Source organism: Aeromonas enterica (assembly GCF_054052465.1).
Genome location: NZ_JBSTYL010000018.1, coordinates 26,280 through 48,584 on the forward strand (window position 1 = coordinate 26,280; position 22,305 = coordinate 48,584).

Genomic DNA, 22,305 nt, shown 5'->3' on the forward strand with positions numbered 1-22,305 from the left:
TTTGCTTACCTCCAGCATCATGAACAACTAGGAGATGGTGTTGAACTTTCTGACGGCTCACTCTCTTGAAGAGACTTCCCTGCTGGCTGCCCGGCAGGTCAGTGAGCGGCTGCTCGCTCAATCGCCCCATTCCCCTTCGCTGTTATTGGTCTATTTTACCCAAGCTCACGATGCCGAGGAACTGCGTCGGCACCTCAAGCAGCAGTTTCCAACGACCCGACTGATAGGTTGCAGCTCCTGCGGCGGCGTCATGACCCAGGTCGGCCACCATGCCCGTCAGGGGATAGGGCTGGCGGTAGCCGCCCTCTACGATGACAAGGGAGCCTACGGGGTGGCGGGGCAGGCGGGAGATGATGTAGATATTCGCCAGTTGCTGCGCGCCGCCATCGCTGATGGCGGGCGTCCCGGCGAGCTGCCTCAGCTCATCCTGTTACACGCCAGCCCGGGTCAGGAGGAGACGATGCTGGCCAGCATCGAAGCCGAGCTGGGAACGACTGTCCCTGTCGTGGGAGGCTCGGCGGCCGACAACAGTGTCAGTGGTGACTGGCAGCTGTGCTGGGATGAGGGCAGTGCCCGCGAGGGAGTGGTGCTGGCGGTGCTCTATCCCGATTGCCAGCTGGCATTCCAGTTTCATTCGGGCTATGTCCCGACCGAGCATCGCGGCACCATTACCGCCCTGACGGGGCGCGAGATCCTCACCATAGATCATGAGCCCGCCGCAGAGGTCTACGCTCGTTGGACCGGGCGAACCACAGTCTGGCCTGTGGGGCCCATACTGCGGGACACCACCCTCTCGCCGCTGGCCCGCCAGGTGGGCACCCTGGATGACATGCCCTACTACAAGCTCTCCCATCCCGAGGCAGTGACAGAAGGGGGCGGATTGCGCCTCTTTACCGATACCCGGCTCGGCGAGCGACTGCTGTTGATGTACAGCAGTCAGGAAGGGCTGCTGCAGCGCAGTCTGAATGTGACCCGCATCGAACCCGAGTATGGCATGACCGCTGAGATGCAGCCGTTCGGAGCCCTTGTGATCTTTTGTGCTGGTTGTCGCTTGGCTCTTGGTGATAGCTTATGCCAATTCGTCGATCAATTTCACACCCGACTGGGGGACATCCCCTTCATTACCCCGTTCACCTTCGGTGAACAGGGGCGTCTGCCCCACGGTGAGCTGGCGCACGGCAACCTGATGGTATCGAGCGTGATCTTCCTCGACAGCTGACATACGGCGCTGGAAACAAGATGATAGGTAATACGGAATTGGAAGCCCTGGGTGACAAGCTGCAGACCACGCTGGTGGAACTGGTGCGTTGTCGGGAACGCGAGGCCAAGTACCGCCAGGAGTCGCAGACCCTGTTGTGCGGGGTCGCGACGCTGGCCGATGCCCAGACTCTGGAGCAGGTGCTGGACAGTCTCATCCAGGCGCTCAAGCCCTTCATTGGTTTCGAACATGCAGATGTGGTTGCCTGGGAGGCTGGCGGCGGCATCACCCACCTCAGCACCCAGGATGGCGAAGTGGGACGACGCTGGCAGCTGACCTCGCTCTTCTCTCGCGCCATCGAGGGGGAGACCCTGGTCATCTATGACCCGACCCAGTTGCCCGAGCTGGCGCCGCTGGCCGATCTAGCCGGCTGGGCCAGCGTCATGATGACGGGGTTGCGCGCCCCCGGTTTCTCCGGCGTCCTCATCTGTCGTCACGCCGTGATGGGCACCTTCGATCTCAAGAGCAAGGCGGCGATGCAACGCTGCCGTCCGCTCATATCCCAGGCACTGGTCAACATCGCCTATCGGGCCCGCTTGCAGGAGCTGGTCGAGCTCAAGACGCTGGCGCTGCAGACCAGCGAGCAGCGTTTTCGCAGCTTTGCCGGCATGGCCTCCGACTGGTTCTGGGAGACGGACACGGAGCACAGGCTAAGTTATGTGTCGGCGCCCGGCTATCAGGGCGATGTGACAGCGCATCCGCCCGGTCAGAGTCTCTACGATTACGTCTATGATCGGCGGGATCCCGAGTGGGGCAAGTACCGCCGCCTCATCGCGCTGCATCTGCCGGTACGGGCGGTGCGAGCCCAGGTCAGTCTGGCCAGGGGGCCCTGCTGGATGGAGATCAACGCCGAGCCCTGCTTCGACGCAGCCGGTATCTTCATTGGCTATCGGGGCACGGCGCGGGATGTGGGCAACCAGATCCGCCGCGAGCAGGAGCTGGCCCGGGCACGGGATGAGGCCGAGGCGGCCAACCGCGCCAAGTCGCAGTTCCTGGCCATGATGACCCACGAGATCCGCTCCCCCATGAATGCGGTGCTGGGCATGCTGGATCTGTTGCAACATGCCCAGTTCGAGCCTCAGCAGCAGACCCTGCTCGGACATGCCACCCACTCGGCTCGTCTGCTGCAGACCATCATCGACGATGTACTCGACTTCTCGAAAATCGAATCCCATACCCTGGAGTTTCATTGCGAGACCCTGCTCCCCACTCAGCTGTGCCAATCCCTGATCGAACCGCTGCAAGAGCGCGCCGGGAGCAAGGGCATAGTCCTGCGCTGGGGGGTGGATGAGGCGGTACCACCCCAGTTGCAGGGGGATCCGGTGCGTCTGTCACAGGTGATCAGCAACCTGCTCGGCAATGCGGTGAAGTTCACCAGTCAGGGCAGCGTCTTGCTGCAACTGGGTTGGCACGATCAACGGCTGCGGGTGTCGGTCACCGATACCGGGATCGGCATCTCGGCCGAGGATCAGGCGCTCCTGTTCGAGCCCTTCTCCCAGGTTGACAGCTCGGCGACCCGCCGTTTCTCCGGGACCGGGCTGGGGCTGGCCATCAGCAAACGGTTGGTGGAGCTGATGGGTGGGGAGATCCGTCTGCAGAGCGCTCCCGGTCAGGGCAGCTGCTTCTGGTTCGAGTTGCCCGGCATGGCGCTGCCGTGCGAGTGCAGCAGCCGGACCGAGCCGGATCAATTGCCCATTCAGGATCTGGATGTGCTGGTGGTGGAAGACAGCCCGGTCAACCAGCTGGTGGTATCCCTCATGCTGCAAAAATTGGTGAGCAGGGTACGGCTCGCGGCCAATGGCCTGGAGGCGCTGGCCCAGGTGGCGGAGCAGCAGCCGGATCTCATCCTGATGGACATGAGGATGCCGCAGATGGATGGGTTGGAGGCGACTCGCCGCTTGCGGGAACTGGGTTGCAAGGTGCCCATCGTCGCGTTGACGGCCAATGCCATGGCCGAAGACAGGGCCCGTTGTCTGGCCAAGGGAATGGATGATTTTCTGGCCAAACCCATCAGCCTGATGCGACTGAGAGAGTGTCTGCAGCGCCATATCAGCCCAGTGCTGCCGGATCGCAGGTAAAAAAAATGGTCAACTGGGTAGTTGACCAATTCTTCAGCAAATACTGAAGAGAGCACGGGATAAATCGGGTTGTACGGTTCTATATGAAAAAGTCGTGCCAACTTTTCAGAACCTGTTTATGCGGCTTGCGGCTGTGTTATTGCTTCTTATCGATCACCGTTGTTTGCAAAATGCGAAAATATTGTTTTCATTGTGGGAATATTCGCATTTTGCAATGTTCTCTTTGACTCACTGTGCGATCAGTCGGCGCAAGAATTGACGGGCCGCTTCGCTATTTTGTTTGGCAATCAACATCTGTTTTTCATAGATGGGCATGGGCAGAATTTCGAGCCAGCGTTGGCAGAGCCAGGCCGCATCGTCAAATTGCTTGTCCGGATAAAGCTCATCGAGCTCAGGATACTGCTCGAACACTTCCCGCAGTCGGGTGACCAGCGGTTTGTCACTGAAGTCTGAATGGGCGCTTGGCCAGTTGGGCAGCGCTTCGACTTTGGCCCGGCGCAATCCCATCTTATCCGTTTCCATCTCATGGATGCAGAAACGTTCCATGCCAAGTACGGTGACACCGAGCAGGCCGTCGTTCAGGGTGTAGAAATCGGTCACCTTCACCCGGGTTCCGACCGGCAGTATGCGCCCGGACTTGCCCGTGGTAGTCGCCTCTTCCATCACTATGCCGAAACCCTGGTCATTGATGAATGACTCTTTGAGCATCTGCAGGTGGCGCGGTTCAAACAAACGCAGCGGAAGCTTGCCACCAGGCAGTATGTGGGAAGGCAAGGGGAACAATGCCAAGGGTTGAAGTTTCATGTTCCGTCCTCCATTGAGTAGTTGCTGAATAGGACAATGCAGCGACTGTGCCAGAGGATGAAAAAAGCCCCAAAATGGGGGTGTCAGTCTCCGAGGAGGAGATTAAATTCATTAATAATCATATGTTTATATTTTCATCTTTTCTGCCTTGGCACTCTCGTAGTCAGCTGAATACGGCTGGATCTGGATTACTTGGCCCCAGTTCTCTTTGCGTCCTGAATTGAAGCGCATCGCATCTTGCAACGAGCCAAGTGCAAAATGCGCATGGCCGGTTTATGGGTCAGCGTCGCTGGCCTGAGTACAAGGTGCGAGCAGGCAGGAGCGCGCGGATTTGGCGCAGATAAGAAAGGCCCCGACGATGCGGGGCTTTGGTTTTTCTCTCAATCTGGTCAAGGCATGAATATAGAGCGCAACAAGGTATTCGGTTGCATGCGTTCATCCAACCCTGCCAGCGCATAAAACTGCAGCGCTTTGGGGGCAAGCGCGTTAGTTGCGCTGCTCCAGATACATGACGGCTGCTTCCACGCGGCTCTGGGCCTCAAGCTTCTTCAGCAGGCTCTTTACGTGAACCTTGACCGTGCCCTCGGATATATGAAGCACGGAGGCGACCTGCTTGTTGGAGAGGCCCTTGGCAATTTCGCGCAGGATTTGCATCTCGCGACGGGTCAGGCTCTCCAGCTTTTGCTGCAGATGATCCAGCTCGTAGATGTTCTCGAGGTAGGGGCGCAGCGGCTCGCTCAGGATCTGCTTGCCGGTCATCACGTCCGCCAGCTGGGCGAGCAGCATCTCTGGCTCGGTATCCTTGAGCAGATAGCCATCGGCGCCGGCCTTGAGCAGCGCAACCACATCCTGGCGGGCATCCGAGACGGTCAGGATCACCACCCGGGAGGTGACCTCTTCGGTGCGCAGCGCCTTGAGGGTATCCAGACCGGAGAGGCCTTTCATGTTGAGGTCGAGCAGGATCAGGTCCGGTTCGGACTCCTTGGCCATGGCGACGGCGTCGGTGCCGTTGGACGCTTCACCGACCACCTCTATGTTCTCTTCCAGGGCCAGCAATTGCACAATCCCTTTGCGCATGAGGGGATGGTCATCCACGACCAGAACACTATATTTCATCTCGTCCATCAGGCATCTCTTGTTAGGCTGGTGGGAAAGGTCAGATGTACGCAGGTGCCTCTGGGCGGCTGCTCGCTGATGGTCAGCAGACCATGCAACTTGCTGGCACGCTCATTCATGATGCTAAGGCCATAGTGGTTGACCGCTGAGCTTGCGATCCCTATTCCAACACCGTCATCTGAAATCTGAACCTGAATGTTACCATTGGCGAGGGTCTCACAGCTAACATCAATCACTTGCGCGTTGGCATGTTTGATGGCGTTGAGCACTGCCTCACGGATCAGCTGCAGAATATGGATATGCTGGCCCGCCTCCAGATCCGTATCAGCCAGACCGTAATGGAGCCCTATCTCGGCCTGGGTCTGTGGTTTGAGTTGTTCCAGCATTACCTTGATGGCTTCCCCCAGATTGGCGTCACCTATGCTGAGGCGGAAGGTGCCGAGCAGTTCACGCAACTGGGTGTAGGCGCTGCTGAGCCCCTCGTCGATCTGTTGCATGGCGGCCTCTGTCTTGGCAGACTCCCCCTTGGCGAAGGCGCGTTTGAGCAGGGTGGACTGGATCTTGAGGTAGGAGAGCGCCTGGGCCAGCGAGTCGTGCAGCTCGCGGGCGATGACGGCTCTCTCTTCCATCAGCAGCAGGCGCTGATGTTGCAGCAGGGTCTGATCCTTGTGCAGCACCTGGGCCAGCAGCATGGAGAAGTTCTTCATCAGCCGCTCGTCGATGGGGTGGCTGCTGATCACGTCAAGCCGGCCGTACTCCTGCTCATCCATCTGCAGATGAAAGCTCACCACTGAGTCGAGATCGCCGGGCCAGCCCTTGCGCCCCGTGATGTAGTCCGGCATGGCGTTGTGTTCGAAGCGGGTCAGCCGTATGTGGTCTATGTGCTGATGGGCCGCGGCCCGCTCCAGCAGCTTGAGCAGGGTGCGCCGGCTCAGCGGCGCCGCATGCAGCTTCTGGGCTGTGCTGTAGAGGAAGGAGAGGGTGTCGTTGGCCTGCTGCAGCTTGGCGGTCTTCTCTTCCACCTTGCTCTCCAGCTCCCGATAGAGCTTGCCCAGTTCGTCGGCCATGGTGACGAAGGCGCCTGACAACTCCCCCAGCTCGTTCTCACAATGGGGGGGCAGGGTGAGATCGAACTCCTGGCGCTGGATCTGGCGGGCGCAATAGACCAGCTGGTTGAGCGGTGCCACTACCTGCTGGCGGGTAAACCGCACGGTAAACCAGGCGATGGTGATGATGGAGAGCAGCCCCAGCCCTTCCGCCAGCGCCAGCATGCGCACCTTGAACTCCACGTGGTACTGCATCTGGTTGACGAAGTCATCGATGGCCGCCACAAACTGTTCCGTGTTGTCGGTGTAGCGTCTTGGGGTGGCATTCTCGATGTGCTCACGCATCACCTGCCATTGCAGCAACACCTCGCCATAGGTACGGCGCAGGGAGGCGGGGGTGATCCAGCGCTGAGTCTCCTGCAACTCGGCCGCATGCAGCGTCTGTTCAAACTGATCGAGTCGTCCCAGCACAGGCTGGCCCTGTTCTATCTCGTAGGCCATGCGGTAGGCCTGCATCCGCAGCGAACCCGACAGGTTGATCGCCTTGGCATCGGGCACCGAGTAGAACAAAGTCACCATGGCCACCACGGCGATCAGGCTCGCCATGAACAGAATGAGCACCATGGAGCGCCCGATGGCGCTGCTGACCGAATGCACTTTGAACCACTTTCCCATGCTGATCGTCTTCCTTCGCATCAGACAATAACCCCACAAAGTAGCATGGGAGTGTACTCCAACTTGTGCTAGCATCGAAAAACTAGATGAACTCCGAGCTGTTTTGCCTAAGTCCTTGCGATAGGGGAAAACCGCCGTCAGCCGATGTTCGAGCTGTAAGGGTCAGGAAAGAAATGCCCTGGCCTCCCGTATTTGGAAAGGTGTTTATGTCGCCACTGCAAGATGGTTTTTCCCGTCGTTTTTACTATTTGCGCCTGTCGGTCACCGATGTGTGCAATTTTCGTTGTACCTACTGTTTGCCCGACGGCTATCGTCCTCCGGACGGCAACAAAGAGGGGCGCAAGTCGTTCCTCTCGCTGGATGAGATCCGCCGCATTGTCTCTGGCTTCGCCGCCATGGGTACCCGCAAGGTGCGCCTGACCGGAGGCGAGCCCTCCCTGCGCCGGGATTTCACCGCCATCATAGAGACGGTGGCCAATGCCCCGGGCATAGAGAAGGTGGCCATGACCACCAATGGCTACCGCTTGAAAGAGCGCGCCCAGGAGTGGTTCGATGCGGGCCTCACCGCCCTCAACGTCAGCGTCGACAGTCTGGATCCCCGTCAGTTTCACCAGATCACCGGTGAGAACAAGCTGGCGGAGGTGATGGACGGGATCGAAGCGGCGCTGGCCGCCGGCTTCAAATCGGTGAAGATCAATGCGGTGCTGCTCAAGGGGCTCAATGACCATCAACTGGATGCGTTTCTGGCCTGGATCAGGCACAAGCCCATCGAGCTGCGTTTCATCGAGCTGATGCAGACTGGCGAGATGGATACCCTGTTTCAGAACCATCACGCCAGCGGTGACCTCATCAAGCAGCGGCTGCTCGAGAGTGGCTGGGTTCAGCAGTTGCGTGGTGCGGACGATGGTCCGGCCCAGGTCTTCATGCATCCAGAGTCAATGGGTGGGGTGGGGCTCATCATGCCCTACAGCAAGGATTTCTGTGCCGGTTGTAACCGGCTGCGGGTCTCCTCCGTGGGCAAGCTGCATCTCTGCCTGTTCGGTGACAACGGGGTGGAGCTGCGTGACCTGCTGGCGGCAGACAGCCAGCAGGATGCGCTGCAACAACGCATTCGTGTCGCCCTCACCGGCAAGGCCGCATCCCACCGCTTGCACGAGGGCAATGCCGGCATGACTCCTCATCTGGCTTCCATCGGCGGCTAACCATTAGGTGGGCTTGAAAAAATAGCCGTCGATTAATAAGCAATCCTCAAATGGGGGTATTTTCACCTGCCCCCCTTCTCGCTCTTGACGCCAAGGGTTTGATCCAGCGCAAGAATCCCCCCTGTTTATCTCCCTAGTGGTATATCCCTGACCTTGTCAGGGCCGCAATATACACCCACTCTTATAATAGGTATTGAAAATGCCTGTCATAGGACTCGCTCGTGCGCTATCAACCACCAGAAAGGAGTCGATATGCCGGATGGGGTCAACCTGTCGCGTCGTGGTCTGTTTCGAGGTCGCCTGACATCGAGCGACCCTCAGGTTCAGTTGCCCTGGTCAGTCTCCTGGCCCGAGTTCGTGGCCGACTGCACCCGCTGTGGCGATTGCCTGGCGGCCTGCCCGGAGCAGATCCTTATCAAGGGCGACGGTGGTTATCCTGCGGTGGATTTCCTGCGCGGCGAGTGCACCTTCTGCGGTGATTGCGTCACGGCCTGCAAGGCGCCGGTATTTCGTCCCATGACGGAGGCGCCCTGGCGATACATAGCCCATATTGAAGCCAGCTGTCTGGCCAGTACCCAGGTTTTCTGCCAGCGCTGCCAGGATAGCTGCGAAACCCGCGCGATCCGCTTTTCTCCCGTGCTGGGCCGGGTACCGACCCCCAGCATAGATGCCGCCTCGTGTACCGGCTGTGGCGCCTGCGTGATGGACTGTCCGGTGGGCAGCATCCGGGTCGGCGCGCCCAAATCCGAGGATCCAACATGAGTCAGGATGTGTGTGAAGCAGGAGCCACAATGAACCAAGAGTTCCATGTATCGAGCCTGGTGGTGCTGACCCAGCCCTCCCTGCGTCACCAGCTCGCAGAACAGATAGCATCCCTCGAGGGAGCCGAGATCCACGCCGTCAGTGAGATCGGCAAGCTGGTGGTGACCCTGGAAGGGCCCAGCCAGCGCCCCATCATGGCAGCCATAGATGCGATAAATGCCATGCCAGGCGTGTTGTCCGCCGCCCTGATTTACCACCAGTTCGATGATCTCGATGTCGAATGCAAGGAATAGAAACGCCGTGAGGGCGGGGCCGAGAGGTTCGCGATGCCCGATAAAAGCAATAAAGCGCCATGAAGCTGAGCCAGCGCGGCTCGTCACTATGGCTGTCATTGATGTGATTAAGCAATGCGAGGAAATGTCATGAAGCTGAGTCGACGCGACTTTATGAAGGCCAATGCGGTGGCTGCTGCCGCGGCCGTGGCCGGAGTCAGTGCCCCCACGCTGGCGGCCAACCTGATCACCAGCACCGACAAGACCGCCATCACCTGGGACAAGGCGCCGTGCCGCTTCTGCGGTACCGGCTGTTCCGTGCTGGTGGGTTCCCAGGATGGGCGCGTCGTGGCGACCCAGGGCGATCCCGATGCACCGGTCAACCGGGGCCTGAACTGCATCAAGGGCTACTTCCTGTCCAAGATCATGTATGGCCAGGACCGGCTGACCCAGCCCATGTTGCGCATGACGGATGGCAAGTTCGACAAGAACGGTGACTTTGCCCCCATCAGCTGGGATCAGGCATTCGACATCATGGCCGAGAAGTTCAAGGCGACCCTGAAAGAGAAGGGGCCGACCGCCGTCGGCATGTTCGGCTCCGGCCAGTGGACAGTGTGGGAAGGCTACGCCGCCGCCAAGCTGATGAAGGCGGGGCTGCGGACCAACAACTTGGATCCCAATGCCCGTCACTGCATGGCCTCGGCCGTGGTGGGTTTCATGCGCACCTTCGGCATGGACGAGCCCATGGGCTGCTACGACGACATCGAGCAGGCCGACGCCTTCGTGTTGTGGGGCTCCAACATGGCCGAGATGCACCCTATCCTCTGGTCACGCATCTCGGATCGCCGTTTGTCCCATCAAGAGGTGCAGGTACACGTGCTCTCCACCTTCGAGCACCGCAGCTTCGAACTGGCCGACAACGGCATGGTGTTCACGCCGCAGACCGACTTGGCGATCCTCAACTACATAGCCAACTACATCATCCAGAACGACAAGGTGAACTGGGAGTTCGTCAACAAGCACACCCAGTTCCGCAAGGGGGTCACCGACATCGGCTATGGCCTGCGTCCGACTCACCCGCTGCAACAGCAGGCGAAGAACCCGGACAGTGGCGACTCCACCCCCATGAGCTTCGATGACTTCGCGAAATTCGTGGCGGATTACGATGTCGACTCGGTTGCCAAGCTCTCCGGCGTCTCCAAAGACAAGCTCGAGAAGCTGGCCCAGCTCTATGCCGACCCGAGCAAGAAGGTGGTCTCCTACTGGACCATGGGCTTCAACCAGCACACCCGTGGCGTCTGGGCCAACAACCTCTGCTACAACATCCACCTGTTGACCGGCAAGATCTCCACCCCGGGCTCGGGTCCCTTCTCCCTGACCGGTCAGCCTTCTGCCTGCGGTACCGCGCGCGAAGTGGGCACCTTCGCCCACCGTTTGCCGGCCGACATGGTGGTGACCGAGCCCAAGCACCGCGCCATCGCCGAGAAGATCTGGAAACTGCCGGAAGGCACCATACCGGACAAGGTGGGTTACCACGCCGTGCTGCAAAACCGCATGCTCAAAGACGGCAAGCTCAACGCCTACTGGGTGATGTGCAACAACAACATGCAGGCCGGCCCCAACATGAACGAGGAGGGGCTGCCCGGTTACCGCAACCCGGCCAACTTCATCGTGGTGTCTGACCCTTACCCGACCGTGACTGCCCAGGCGGCCGACCTCATCCTGCCCACCGCCATGTGGGTGGAGAAAGAGGGGGCCTATGGCAACGCCGAGCGCCGCACCCAGTTCTGGCACCAGCAGGTCAAGCCGCCGGAAGGGGCCAAGTCCGACTTGTGGCAGCTGATGGAGTTCGCCAAGCGCTTCACGGTGGAAGAGGTGTGGCCGGCCGAGCTTATCGCCAAGATGCCGGAAGTGAAGGGCAAGACCCTGTATGAGGTGCTCTACAAGAACGGTCAGGTCGATCAGTTCCCGAAAGAGCAGAGCAAGGGTGTGCTCAACGACGAGGCTGAACACTTCGGCTTCTACGTCCAGAAGGGGCTGTTCGAAGAGTACGCCAGCTTCGGCCGCGGTCATGGTCACGATCTGGCCCCCTTCGATCAGTATCACGAGGCGCGCGGTCTGCGCTGGCCCGTGGTGGATGGCAAGGAGACCCTGTGGCGCTACCGTGAAGGGTTCGACCCCTATGTGAAGGTGGGCGAGGGTGTGCGTTTCTACGGCAAGCCCGATGGCAAGGCGGTGATCTTCGCGCTGCCTTACGAACCGGCCGCCGAGGCGCCGGACAAAGAGTACGACATGTGGCTCTCTACCGGCCGCGTGCTGGAACACTGGCACACCGGCACCATGACCCGTCGCGTGCCCGAGCTCTATCGCGCCTTCCCGGATGCGGTGCTCTTCATGCACCCGGAAGATGCCAAGGCCCGTGGCGTGCGTCGCGGCGAAGAGGTGATCGTCTCCTCCCGCCGTGGCGAGGTGAAGACCCGGGTCGAGACCCGCGGCCGCAACCGTCCGCCCAAAGGCCTGGTGTTCATGCCCTTCTTCGACGCGAGCCAGCTGGTCAACAAGCTGACCCTGGACGCGACGGATCCGCTCTCCAAAGAGACGGATTACAAGAAGTGCGCCGTCAAGGTCGTCAAGGCATAAGGCGGGGGCGCGGGAGATGAGTCGTAGTCGCCGCCAGTTTCTGGCCGACATGGCCAAGGGGGCCTGCGGTGTGGGCCTGCTTGGTGTCGGTCTGGGCGGCATGGCGCGCCAGCAGGTTCAAGCCGTGCCTGCCCAGGCGCTGCGCCCGCCCGCCGCCCTCGACGAGGCCGAGTTCCTCAGCGCCTGCGTGCGCTGCGGGCTCTGCGTCCAGGCCTGCCCCTACGACACTCTCAAGCTCGCCCGGCTGTTTGAACCCGTGACCACCGGCACCCCCTATTTTGATGCGCGGGCCGTGCCGTGCGAGATGTGTGACGACATTCCCTGCGTGGTGGCCTGCCCGAGCGGGGCGCTGGATCAGGGGATGACCGACATCGATCAGGCGCGCATGGGGGTGGCAGTGCTCATCGATCACGAGACCTGCCTCAACTACCTGGGGCTGCGCTGCGATGTCTGCTACCGGGTCTGCCCCTTGATTGACAAGGCGATCACTCTGGAGCTGCAGCACAACCCGCGCACCGGCAAGCACGCCATGTTTTTGCCCACGGTGCACAGCGATATCTGCACCGGCTGTGGCAAGTGCGAGCACGCCTGCGTGCTGGAGGAGTCTGCCATCAAGGTGATGCCCCGTCGGCTCGCCAAGGGGGAGCTGGGTCATCACTACCGGCTCGGTTGGGAAGAGAAGCGCAAAGCAGGCAAGTCGCTCATCGGTGAGCGGCTCACCCTGCCGACCCGCAAACCGGAGGGGCTATGAGTCGTTATCCGGGGGCCGAGGCGCGCGTACGGCTCGGCTGGTGGCGGTCACATCGCTTCCTGCTGCTTCGTCGTCTGACCCAGTGCTGCGTGCTGGGGCTGTTTCTGCTGGGGCCGCTGGCGGGCGTCTGGATCCTCAAGGGCAACCTCTCCAGCTCACTCTTGCTGGAGACTATCCCGCTCACGGATCCCCTGACCCTGCTGCAATCGGTGGCGGCGGGCCATTGGCCCATCACTACCCTTTGGCTGGGGGCGGCCCTGGTGCTGCTGGGGTACTGGCTGGTCGGGGGGCGGGTGTTCTGCTCCTGGGTCTGCCCGGTCAACCTCATCACGGATGCCGCCGCCTGGGCCAGGACCCGGCTTGGCCTCAAGGGCAACGGTCAGTTCAACCGCAATACGCGTTACTGGCTGCTGGCCATGGTGCTGGTGACCCCGGCTATCGCGGGCGTGCTGGTGTGGGAGCTGGTCAATCCGGTTTCGCTCACCCTGAGGGGTTTGTTGTTTGGCATGGGGGCAGGGTGGGCCTTGCTGGCGGTGCTGTTCCTGTTTGACCTCTTTGTGGTGGAGCGGGGCTGGTGTGGTCATCTTTGCCCGGTGGGTGCCTTCTACGCCTTGGTCAACCGGGTCGGGTTTGTCAAGATTTCTGCCAGGGGGCGCGAGCGGTGCAGCAACTGTATGGATTGTTATGCGGTCTGCCCAGAGCGTCCCATCCTGCGCGGCCCCGTTCACGGTGCCAAGCGTGGTCACGGGCCCTTGATTGCGGCTCAAGAGTGTACCAACTGCGGCCGTTGCATTGATGTCTGCGCGGAGCAAGTTTTTGAAATCACTGTAGGTTTTGCCGTCAAGGCAGAGAAAACGTCGGAGAACAGATAATGAAAAAGCTGATTGGAGCAATGCTGGCCTGCCTGGTGGCAGGGTCCTTGATGGCAGCACAGAGTCCCGAAATCACGACGGATACCGGTGGCATCAAGTCTGAACGGGGCACCACGGATCTCGCGACCGAGGCCGAAGCCGCCCCCATGAAGAACTTTCGCAAGGATGGCGACCTCTACGATCGCCAGTACATGCATCAGCCACCGCTGATCCCCCATGACACCCGCAACTATGAAGTGGATAACAAGGTCAACAAGTGCCTGGCCTGTCACAGCTTCAAGAATGCCAGCAAGATGAAGGCCCCCAAGATCAGTCCGACTCACTTCGAGACCCGTGATGGCATGACGCTGGGTGAGGTCTCGCCGCGTCGCTACTTTTGCCTGCAGTGCCACGTGCCGCAAGCGGATGCCAAGCCGCTGGTGGAAAATACGTTTAAACCGGTTGAAGCACTGAACTGAGGAACCGATAGATGAAATTACCCGGCTTTTTGCAGTGTCTTCGGGACACCTTCAAGTCCACCTTGAATGAAGCCCTGAACTGAGGAGTCCATCGATGAAATTACCTGGTTTTGTGCAGCGACTGTGGACCACCTTCAAGTCTCCCTCGAAGGCCGCCCTCTGGGTGTTGCTGATGATGGGCTTCTTTGGCGGGGTCATCTTCTGGGGCGGTTTCAACACCGCCATGGAAGCGTCCAACACCGAGAAGTTTTGTACCGGTTGTCATGAGATGAAGGACAACGTGTTCGTGGAATACCGCGACACCATTCACTACGCCAACCGTTCCGGCGTGCGCGCCAGCTGCCCGGATTGCCACGTACCCCACGAATGGACCTACAAGATCATTCGCAAGGTGCAAGCGTCCAAGGAGCTGTGGGGCATGCTGACCGGCAAGGTGGATACCCGCGAGAAGTTCGAGAGCCATCGCCGCGAGATGGCCGAGCGGGAGTGGAAACGCATGAAGGACACTGATTCGAGGGAGTGTCGAAACTGCCACAACTTCGAGTACATGGATTTCTCCCTGCAAGGCAAGCGAGGGGCGCAGATGCACTCCACCAGTCTGGCCAGTGGCGAGAGTACCTGTATCGATTGTCACAAAGGTATCGCTCACCAGCTGCCTGACATGACAGGGGTGAAGGGCTTCTAAGCCACCACCAGAAATGAGGCCGGGTTCGCCCGGCCTGTTCATATTGCAGCCAGCCTAACCAAAACGGCATTGTGTGTCCTTTAAATCCCCCCTCGGGCACGAGTTTTGGTAGAATCGGGCCGCCGTGAGTCGCAGCGAGTGACCATGTGGCAAGGGCCATGCCTGCGCAGGTATGGATCCCTCCCTGATCAAGCGCTGCACACCAGGATCCTGGCTACTATCTTCTTCTCTTTGCTCACGGCCCTTTGTTATCAGGAGCTGCCCATGGGACAGAACATGACTGCATTCATTCCCCTCAAAATTGCCGTGTTGACGGTTTCCGACAGTCGCACCAACGCCGATGACAGCTCGGGTGACTATCTGGTCACAGCCCTCACCGAAGAGGGTCACCAGCTGGCAGATCGCGCGCTCTGTGCTGATAACCTGTTTCGTGTTCGGGCTCAGGTGAGCGACTGGATCGCCGATGAGGCGGTGCAGGTGGTGATCATCAATGGTGGCACTGGCTTCAATGAGCAGAATCGGGTGCCCGAAGCGGTGGGGGTGTTGTTCGAGCGCACAGTACAAGGTTTTGGCGAGCTGTTCCGTCAGCTCTCGTTTGCCGAGATCAAGGGCTCGGCCATGCAGAGCCGTGCACTGGCGGGTCTGGCCAATCGAACCCTGATCTTCTGTCTGCCCGGTTCCACCGGTGCGTGCCAGCTGGGCTGGGAGCAACTTATTCGCGAGCAGCTCGATGCCCGCACCAAGCCGTGCAACTTCGTGACCCATCTTTGAGTCACGAGCCATTGATCCCAGCACTATTTCAGCTTTCAAGGGGAGCGTGATGAACCTGACCCATATCAACCAAAGCGGCGAAGCCCACATGGTGGATGTGACCGACAAGCAGGTCACCGAACGTGAGGCCCGCGCCGAGGCGTTCGTCGCCATGGCACCGGAAACCCTGGCCCTGATCCTGAGCGGTCAGCACCACAAGGGGGATGTGTTCGCCACCGCCCGTATCGCCGGCATCATGGCGGCCAAGAAAACGGCAGATCTCATCCCCCTCTGTCACCCTCTGGCGCTTACCCGGGTGGAGGTAGAGATCGAACCCCTGCCGGCGCACAATAGGGTCCACATTCGCACCCTCTGCAAGCTATCCGGCAAGACAGGGGTGGAGATGGAGGCGCTGACCGCAGCTTCGGTGGCGGCGTTGACCATCTACGACATGTGCAAGGCGGTGCAAAAGGACATGGTGATCGAACAGGTGCGACTGGTGGAAAAACGCGGTGGCAAATCCGGCCACTTTCAGGTGGGATCGAATACAGACCTGCTGGGTGCGAGTGCAGGAGAGAAGGCATGATCAAGGTACTGTTTTTTGCGCAAGTAAGAGAGCTGGTGGCCTGTGACGAACTGAGTCTGCCCTGCTACGCCACCGCCGAAGCGCTGCGTCGCGACTTGAGCGAGCGCGGTGACAAGTGGGCGCTGGCCCTTGAGGCAGGCAAACTGCTGGTGGCGGTAAACCAGACCTTGGTGCCGCTCGATACGGCCCTGAATGACGGGGATGAAGTGGCCTTCTTCCCCCCCGTGACCGGAGGCTGAGGATGAGCGAGATAACGATCGTGGATCGCACCACTGAGCTGTGCGGTGGCGACGAAGTAGCCTTCTTCCCTCTCCTCCCAGTAACGACCGGAGGCTGAGTCATGTCCCAAGCAACCACGGCGCCCACAGATCGCATCCTGGTGCAGCGGGCCGATTTTTCGCTGGCTGACGAATATGCCCGCCTCGCCACCCGTGCCGACAGTGGCGCCATCGTCACCTTCGTCGGCAAGGTGCGCGACTTCAATCAGGGGGAGGAGGTGAAGGGGCTGGCCCTCGAACACTACCCCGGCATGACCGAGAAGGCGCTGGCCGCCATAGTGCAGGAGGCCCGCGAGCGCTGGCCGCTGCAGGAGTGCACCCTGATCCACCGCATCGGCGAGCTGTGGCTTGGCGATCAAATCGTGCTGGTGGCGGTGAGCAGTGCCCACCGTGATGCCGCCTTTGACGCCTGTCACTTCATCATGGATTTCTTGAAAACCCGGGCCCCGTTCTGGAAAAAAGAGCTGACCGCCGAGGGCATTCAACGCTGGGTCGAGGCCAAGGCGAGTGACAACACTGCCGCCGCCCGCTGGAAAATCTGACCTGTTCATCGTGAGGGGCGCAGGTTCAACGTGGACTTTGGCCCCTGTTTTCGGGCCTGGTGAGACCAGGCTCACATCAGGAGGAAGGGAATGAAACCGTTGTTATCTGTTGTCATCGCAGGCGTCTGCGCCGCCACCTTGCACACCACTGCCGTGCAGGCCGATGAGGTGAAGGTGGCCGTGGCCGCCAACTTCAAGGGCACCATAGAGCGCATTGGCAAGGAGTTCACCGCCAAGACCGGCCACAGCGTCATCATCAGCTCTGCTGCCACCGGTGTGCTCTACACCCAGATCAGTCACGGCGCGCCATTCGACCTCTTCCTCTCCGCCGATGTGGCCACCCCCGAGAAGCTGGAGAAAGAGGGCAAGGGCAGCGATCGTTTCACCTACGCCATCGGCCAGCTGGGCTTGTGGAAGAAGGGCGGCCCTGCCCCCGATGAGGCGAGCCTGCGCAGCTGGAAAGGCAACCTAGCCATCGCCAATGCCCGTACCGCCCCCTATGGCGCCGCTGCCATGGCGACCCTGGAGAGCCTCAAGATTGATCCCAAACAGTACCGTCTGCTGACCGGCGCCAACATAGGCCAGACCTGGCAGTTCGTCGATACCGGCAACGCCGAACTGGGCTTCGTCGCCTGGGCCAACCTGGTGGAAGCGGGCAAGACCGGCGAAGCCTGGGCTGTGCCTAACCAGCTGTATCCGGCCATCGAACAGCAGGGGCTGGTGCTGAAAAAAGGCGCCGCCGTCGAGGCGCTGGTCGCCTGGCTCAAGGGACCGGGTCAGGCGCAGATCAAGGCTGCGGGTTATGCGCTGCCCCAGTGATGGCACCAGCACACACCTGCTTGATGAGTGGTCGGCCTTAGGGTCGACCACGCTTTGCTATGAGGGTGCAGACCATGCCGTTGCTTGATTTCAACCGGGAGCGTGTCGATGAGTGAAGGGGATCTGCAGGCGGTCTGGCTGACCCTGAAGCTGGCGGCCAGCACCACCGGCATTCTATTGCTGCTGTCGCCGCCGCTGGCCTGGTGGCTGTCACGCAGCCAGAACAAGCTGCGGCCCTTGGTGGAGGCGCTGGTGGCCCTGCCCCTGGTGCTGCCCCCCACCGTACTCGGTTTTTATCTGCTGCTCGCCTTCTCGCCCTCCTACGGCCTTGGTGCCTGGTGGCGTGACACCTTCGGCGCACCGCTTGCCTTCAGCTTTCTCGGTCTGCTGCTGGCCTCCATCCTCTATTCGCTTCCCTTCGTGGTGCAGCCGCTCACCTCCGCCTTCGTCAACATGGGCAACAAGGAGCTCGAAGCTGCCGCCACGCTGGGACTCGGGCCGCTGGAGCGCTTCTTTCACATCATTTTGCCGATGACGCTGCCCAGCTTCGTCATGGCGGCGGCGCTCGGCTTTGCCCACACCCTGGGAGAGTTTGGCGTGGTGCTGATGATTGGCGGCAATATCCCGGGGGAGACCCAGGTGCTCTCCATTGCCCTGTTTGATCATGTGGAGGCGATGGATTACCAAAACGCCCATATTCTGGCGGGCGGCCTGATGGGCTTCTCGCTGGTGATGCTGGTGCTGGTCTATGGCGTATTGCAGCGCCGGCAACGGAGGCTGTTCGGATGAACCCATCAGCCAATACTTCTCGGGGCCACGCCCTGCACCGCCAGTCCTTGCAACTTAATGCCAGGCGTGAGTTTGGCGCTTTTACCCTCGACTGCGAACTGGCCCTTGAGCCGGGTGGCATCCTGGGCTTGTTCGGCCCCTCCGGTTGCGGCAAGAGCACACTGCTGCGCATCATGGCCGGGCTGGATCGCAAGAACGGCGACCGCCTGTGGTGGCGAGGGCGTGAACTGGCCGACTTGCTGCCCGAGGCGCGCCGCATCGGGCTGGTGTTTCAGGATTCGCGGCTCTTCCCCCATCTGAGCGTGCTCGGCAACCTGCAACTGGCGGCCCGCAAGGGGCGAGGGCGCTGGCAACCCGAGGCGCTGGCGACGCGGCTCGGCTTTGCCGAACTGCTGGGGCAGCCGGCCCATGCCCTCTCAGGTGGCCAACGCCAGCGGGTGGCGCTGGGGCGGGCCCTGCTGGCCGAGCCCGATCTGCTGCTGCTTGATGAGCCTTTTTCTGCGCTGGACAGACGCAGCCGCATCCATCAGGCCCACGTGCTCAAGGGCTTGCAGCAGGAGAGCGGCATCCCCATGATCTTCGTCAGCCACGCCATGGAGGAGGTGAGCCTGCTGTGTGATCAGCTGGTGTTGCTGGAAGGTGGCAGGCTGGAAGCGCAGGGGCGGCCTAGCGAGATCTTCGCCCGCACAGATCTCTCGCTTGCCAGTCGCGACGATGCCGGGGTGATGCTGGATGCCACTCTGGCCCACTACGATGATGACGAGCAGATGGCGACTCTGCAGCTCGGCGAGCAGCAGCTACGGGTCACCATGAATCATGTGCCTGACGAGAGTGGCCTCTTGCAGATCAAGGTGGCGGGGCGGGATGTGGTGATCGCCACCGCTCCCATCGAGCACTCCAGCCTCTCCAACTGTCTCGTCACTCGCTTGCTGGCGGTGCGCGAGGTGCGGCCCGGTCAGACCCTGTTGCAGTTGGCGCTGGGTGAGCAGATACTGCTGGCCCGGATCACCAGCCGCTCCTCCACCCGGCTGGCGCTGGCGCCGGAGCAGCAGATCTACGCCTATATCAAGGCAGTCAGTCTGGTCAGCGAAGGCTGAGTGGGCGCCGATCTGATAACGTGGCTCGATGACCACGGGCAACATAACAACAAGAGATGGTTCAGGCGATGAGTCGAGAGGCAATGAACTGATGCGTCGCAATCAGGTGATGAAATCCAACGGTCTTGCCCTGCGCAGTGCGGGGGAGGGCCCCTTGCTGTTGCTGTTGCACGGGCTGGGCTCCTCCAGTCTCGACTGGCAGGCGCAGATTGAACGATTTTCCGAACATTACCGGGTGGTGGCGCTCGACTTGCGCGGCCACGGCCAGAGCATGCAGGAGGGGCCCTTCGACGTGGCGACCCTGGCGGCCGACGTGGTGCGCTGGCTCGACGAGCAGCCGGAGCCCGCCTGGGTGGTGGGTTTGTCGCTGGGGGCCATGGTGGCGCTGGAGCTGGCCTTGCAACTCCCGCACAAGGTGCGAGGCCTGGTGCTGGTCAACGGCGTCAGCGAGTTTCTGCTGGAGACGCCGAGGGAGCAGGAGCGTTACGCCCAGCGCCTCAAGTGGCTGCGCTGGTTTGGCATGCGTCCGCTCGCCTGGTGGTTGGGGCGTGAGCTCTTCCCCGGCCCCGATCTTGCCCTGGTGCGCCATACCTTCCGGCTGCGTTTCGTGCGCAACCGGAAGCGGGTCTACAAGGCGCTGCTCGATGCCTTGCCCGGCTGGTCGGTGCGTGCCCGGCTCGGCGCCATCTGGCAGCCGGTGGCCATCATCTCCACCAGTCAGGACTATTTGCCGCTCGCCAAGCGGGTGGAGCAGTTCGCCGCCCTGCCCAACGCCACCATTCATACCCCCAATGGCCACCACGCCTGGCCGGCAGAAGATCCCTCGGGGTTTAATCATTTGCTTCACCGGATTTTAGAAACTCATTAAACTTGTCGCCCTTTAACCCGTGTATGTATTGGTCCGATTGCCTTGCCAATGGCATAAGGCAAGGCAATCGGACCCATTTTGCTCTATTAACAGGTATTTCCTCATGTCTGAAGTAATTAAAATGGCCATTGATGATGGTTCAACCAATGTCAAGGTGAGCTGGATTGAGAACAAGGTACTCAAGACCATCATCTCTCCCAACTCCTTTCGCAAGGACTGGAAGAGCGCCGCATTGCGCAAAGACAAGAAGATCTACAACTACGAGATAGGTAATACCAAGTACACCTACGACGCTACGTCGGACAAATCACTGGCGACTACCCACGTGGAATACCAGTACGACGACCTCAATCTGCTGTCCGTTCACCACGCGCTGCTACAGACCGGCGTCATCCCTTGTGATGTAGCGATTACCGTGACTCTACCGATCACCGAGTTTTACAACCCGGACGATTGTCAGCGAAACGAAGAAAAAATCGAGAAGAAACGCCGCAACCTGATGCGGGCCATCTCCCTCAACAAGGGAGAGCTGTTCAATATCGTCAGCGTGGAAGTGATGCCAGAGAGCCTGCCAGCGGCCCTTTCCCGACTGATTGGCTCTGGCTGCAACGAGTTCACCAAGACGCTGGTGATTGACTGCGGTGGCACCACACTGGACATGGGCATCATCGTCGGTGAATTTGACGATGTGTCCGATGTGTATGGCAACAACGAGATCGGTGTGTCCATGGTGACCGATGCCGTGCGCAAGGCACTGGCGGCGGCGGACAGCGACTCCAGTTATCTGGTGGCCAATGAGTTCATCAAGCGTCGTCACGACATGAGCTTCGTGCGCGATGTGGTGAACGACGAGCGCCAGATCCCCAAGATCCTCGAGAAGATGCAGAACAAGATCGACGAGCTGGGTACCCAGGTTGCTCATGAGGCGAAGAAGTTTGCCAAGAACCCGAACCGGGTCTATCTGGTGGGCGGTGGTGCCTCGCTGATTTATGAGGCGATCAAGGCGGCTTATCCGACCCTGGGAGACAGAGTCGAGCTGCTGGATGATGCCCAATCTGCGTTGGCTCGCGAGATTTGCCTCTACACCACGGAAGAAGACGAAGTTTATCGCGAGGCTGCCGTGATGGCCGAGGTTGGCGATGAGTAGTCAACTCAAGCGCATGACCTTCTCCATCTACATGGATCCGGGTGCGCTGGAGTCTGATCGCTATGCGGTCGGGGTGTTGCAAAACTGGTATCAACGGGCCCGCAAGATCCAGGATGGCGCCGAGGAGTTTGACTTCTCCAAGAGCCGTTTTCACAAGGATATCTACCTTTCCGGCATGTTCATGTATGTGCTGGCGCCCAATCTGTGCAAGGCCATTGCCAACGCACTGGGGTCGGAACAGGTGAGTTTGACTACGTTGCGCCACGCCTTTGCCAGTTGTGGCTTCAACCTGGGAGAGGGGAGCTCGGCTGCACCACCCGCCGCCGACGTCATGATCGATCAGATAGTGGCACGGTTGCTTCCCCAGTTGGGGCAGGGAGATAACGCCTCGTTGGTGGATGAAATCGTCCATCGCCTTGGTCAGCAATCTTCCTCCACCGCACAGGACAATCTGGTGGATGAGATTGTGAGCCGCTTGGGCGAGCAGCAGCCCACTGAGTTGTGGGATGAGCTCAGGCAAGGGCTGCCAACAGCGCTGGATCATGATCAACTGGCCGAAGCTATCGCAGGCAAACTGCCGTCAGCGGTGGAGCAGGATCTATCGTCGCTCCAGAGCAGTATCCAGTTGCTCTCCCGTCAGCTTGAAGAGCAATCCAGGCTGATTCGCGAGCAGCATCGACTGATCCAGCGACTGGCCAGCGCACCCGGCCGTCAGGTTACGACGGTGGGTGAGGCAGAACCCCTGATCGAGGACCTCTCGCACCAGGTTGCCAACATGAAGAAGGTCAAGGCCAAGGGTATTTTCTAAGC

At 60.4% G+C, this 22,305-nt stretch carries 23 protein-coding genes and 1 riboswitch; of the genes, 20 read left to right on the top strand and 3 right to left on the bottom strand.

Annotation, left to right across the window (positions count from 1 at the left end; translation table 11 throughout):
* The first annotated feature begins 34 nt into the window (after nucleotides 1-34).
* Both ACW5XD_RS16840 and ACW5XD_RS16845 read left to right on the top strand, forming a co-directional pair.
* The gene (locus tag ACW5XD_RS16840; RefSeq protein ID WP_456495846.1) at nucleotides 35-1,219 is read left to right on the top strand and encodes an FIST signal transduction protein; all 1,185 of its coding nucleotides are present in this window, start codon (nucleotides 35-37) and stop codon (nucleotides 1,217-1,219) included.
* Between the two features lie 20 nt (nucleotides 1,220-1,239).
* Nucleotides 1,240-3,336, top strand: coding sequence for an ATP-binding protein (locus ACW5XD_RS16845; RefSeq protein ID WP_456495847.1), 2,097 nt, complete (start codon nucleotides 1,240-1,242; stop codon nucleotides 3,334-3,336).
* Between the two features lie 228 nt (nucleotides 3,337-3,564).
* Here ACW5XD_RS16845 and ACW5XD_RS16850 read toward each other — a convergent pair whose 3' ends face one another.
* The 3 genes from ACW5XD_RS16850 to narQ all read right to left on the bottom strand — a co-directional run bounded on the left by ACW5XD_RS16850 (nucleotide 3,565) and on the right by narQ (nucleotide 6,977).
* Nucleotides 3,565-4,140, bottom strand: coding sequence for an LON peptidase substrate-binding domain-containing protein (locus ACW5XD_RS16850; RefSeq protein WP_456495848.1), 576 nt, complete (start codon nucleotides 4,138-4,140; stop codon nucleotides 3,565-3,567).
* Between the two features lie 486 nt (nucleotides 4,141-4,626).
* Nucleotides 4,627-5,265 carry a two-component system response regulator NarL gene (narL, locus tag ACW5XD_RS16855; protein ID WP_011705476.1) on the bottom strand — a complete coding sequence of 213 codons (639 nt, stop codon included), beginning with the start codon at nucleotides 5,263-5,265 and terminating at the stop codon, nucleotides 4,627-4,629.
* On the bottom strand, nucleotides 5,265-6,977 hold the full coding sequence (gene narQ / locus ACW5XD_RS16860) for a nitrate/nitrite two-component system sensor histidine kinase NarQ (protein WP_043138475.1): 1,713 nt from the start codon (nucleotides 6,975-6,977) through the stop codon (nucleotides 5,265-5,267). Before narQ ends, narL begins: the two co-directional genes overlap by 1 nt.
* A 79-nt stretch (nucleotides 6,978-7,056) precedes the next feature.
* A riboswitch (molybdenum cofactor riboswitch) is annotated at nucleotides 7,057-7,196 on the top strand.
* Here narQ and moaA point away from each other — a divergent pair.
* From moaA to ACW5XD_RS16950, 18 genes are all read left to right on the top strand, one after another.
* Entirely contained in the window at nucleotides 7,184-8,179 is a 996-nt protein-coding gene (gene moaA / locus ACW5XD_RS16865) for a GTP 3',8-cyclase MoaA (protein WP_456495849.1), read from the top strand. Its footprint overlaps the riboswitch before it by 13 nt.
* Nucleotides 8,180-8,431: 252 nt before the next feature.
* Nucleotides 8,432-8,941, top strand: coding sequence for a ferredoxin-type protein NapF (gene napF, locus ACW5XD_RS16870; RefSeq protein ID WP_043557196.1), 510 nt, complete (start codon nucleotides 8,432-8,434; stop codon nucleotides 8,939-8,941).
* A gap of 29 nt (nucleotides 8,942-8,970) precedes the next feature.
* On the top strand, nucleotides 8,971-9,234 hold the full coding sequence (locus tag ACW5XD_RS16875) for a chaperone NapD (RefSeq protein WP_456495850.1): 264 nt from the start codon (nucleotides 8,971-8,973) through the stop codon (nucleotides 9,232-9,234).
* A 129-nt stretch (nucleotides 9,235-9,363) separates the two neighbouring features.
* Complete coding sequence (gene napA, locus ACW5XD_RS16880; protein WP_456495851.1) at nucleotides 9,364-11,853, top strand: nitrate reductase catalytic subunit NapA; 2,490 nt, start codon at nucleotides 9,364-9,366, stop codon at nucleotides 11,851-11,853.
* A gap of 16 nt (nucleotides 11,854-11,869) precedes the next feature.
* Nucleotides 11,870-12,604 carry a ferredoxin-type protein NapG gene (gene napG / locus ACW5XD_RS16885; protein ID WP_456495852.1) on the top strand — a complete coding sequence of 245 codons (735 nt, stop codon included), beginning with the start codon at nucleotides 11,870-11,872 and terminating at the stop codon, nucleotides 12,602-12,604.
* The gene (napH, locus tag ACW5XD_RS16890) at nucleotides 12,601-13,476 is read left to right on the top strand and encodes a quinol dehydrogenase ferredoxin subunit NapH (protein ID WP_456495853.1); all 876 of its coding nucleotides are present in this window, start codon (nucleotides 12,601-12,603) and stop codon (nucleotides 13,474-13,476) included. The genes napG and napH overlap by 4 nt, the downstream gene beginning before the upstream one ends.
* Complete coding sequence (locus ACW5XD_RS16895; protein WP_456495854.1) at nucleotides 13,476-13,934, top strand: nitrate reductase cytochrome c-type subunit; 459 nt, start codon at nucleotides 13,476-13,478, stop codon at nucleotides 13,932-13,934. The genes napH and ACW5XD_RS16895 overlap by 1 nt, the downstream gene beginning before the upstream one ends.
* A gap of 94 nt (nucleotides 13,935-14,028) precedes the next feature.
* Complete coding sequence (locus ACW5XD_RS16900) at nucleotides 14,029-14,619, top strand: cytochrome c3 family protein (protein WP_043138459.1); 591 nt, start codon at nucleotides 14,029-14,031, stop codon at nucleotides 14,617-14,619.
* A 264-nt stretch (nucleotides 14,620-14,883) separates the two neighbouring features.
* Nucleotides 14,884-15,390 carry a molybdenum cofactor biosynthesis protein B gene (gene moaB / locus ACW5XD_RS16905; protein WP_456495855.1) on the top strand — a complete coding sequence of 169 codons (507 nt, stop codon included), beginning with the start codon at nucleotides 14,884-14,886 and terminating at the stop codon, nucleotides 15,388-15,390.
* 49 nt (nucleotides 15,391-15,439) lie between these two features.
* Complete coding sequence (moaC, locus tag ACW5XD_RS16910) at nucleotides 15,440-15,955, top strand: cyclic pyranopterin monophosphate synthase MoaC (protein ID WP_456495856.1); 516 nt, start codon at nucleotides 15,440-15,442, stop codon at nucleotides 15,953-15,955.
* Nucleotides 15,952-16,194 (top strand): molybdopterin synthase sulfur carrier subunit, encoded by a 243-nt coding sequence (gene moaD / locus ACW5XD_RS16915; protein WP_456495857.1) that lies wholly within the window; start codon nucleotides 15,952-15,954, stop codon nucleotides 16,192-16,194. Before moaC ends, moaD begins: the two co-directional genes overlap by 4 nt.
* Before the next feature lie 101 nt (nucleotides 16,195-16,295).
* Nucleotides 16,296-16,775, top strand: a complete 480-nt coding sequence (moaE, locus tag ACW5XD_RS16920) for a molybdopterin synthase catalytic subunit MoaE (RefSeq protein WP_456495858.1) — start codon at nucleotides 16,296-16,298, stop codon at nucleotides 16,773-16,775.
* Between the two features lie 90 nt (nucleotides 16,776-16,865).
* Nucleotides 16,866-17,594: a molybdate ABC transporter substrate-binding protein gene (gene modA / locus ACW5XD_RS16925; protein ID WP_456495859.1), complete on the top strand. Its 729-nt coding sequence runs from the start codon at nucleotides 16,866-16,868 to the stop codon at nucleotides 17,592-17,594.
* A 108-nt stretch (nucleotides 17,595-17,702) separates the two neighbouring features.
* Nucleotides 17,703-18,383, top strand: coding sequence for a molybdate ABC transporter permease subunit (gene modB, locus ACW5XD_RS16930; RefSeq protein ID WP_456495860.1), 681 nt, complete (start codon nucleotides 17,703-17,705; stop codon nucleotides 18,381-18,383).
* Nucleotides 18,380-19,480 (top strand): molybdenum ABC transporter ATP-binding protein, encoded by a 1,101-nt coding sequence (gene modC, locus ACW5XD_RS16935; protein ID WP_456495861.1) that lies wholly within the window; start codon nucleotides 18,380-18,382, stop codon nucleotides 19,478-19,480. The genes modB and modC overlap by 4 nt, the downstream gene beginning before the upstream one ends.
* A 91-nt stretch (nucleotides 19,481-19,571) precedes the next feature.
* Complete coding sequence (locus tag ACW5XD_RS16940) at nucleotides 19,572-20,348, top strand: alpha/beta fold hydrolase (RefSeq protein WP_456495862.1); 777 nt, start codon at nucleotides 19,572-19,574, stop codon at nucleotides 20,346-20,348.
* A 103-nt stretch (nucleotides 20,349-20,451) separates the two neighbouring features.
* Nucleotides 20,452-21,495, top strand: a complete 1,044-nt coding sequence (gene parM, locus ACW5XD_RS16945; protein WP_456495863.1) for a plasmid segregation protein ParM domain-containing protein — start codon at nucleotides 20,452-20,454, stop codon at nucleotides 21,493-21,495.
* Nucleotides 21,488-22,303, top strand: a complete 816-nt coding sequence (locus ACW5XD_RS16950) for a hypothetical protein (RefSeq protein ID WP_456495864.1) — start codon at nucleotides 21,488-21,490, stop codon at nucleotides 22,301-22,303. Before parM ends, ACW5XD_RS16950 begins: the two co-directional genes overlap by 8 nt.
* Nucleotides 22,304-22,305 lie beyond the last annotated feature (2 nt).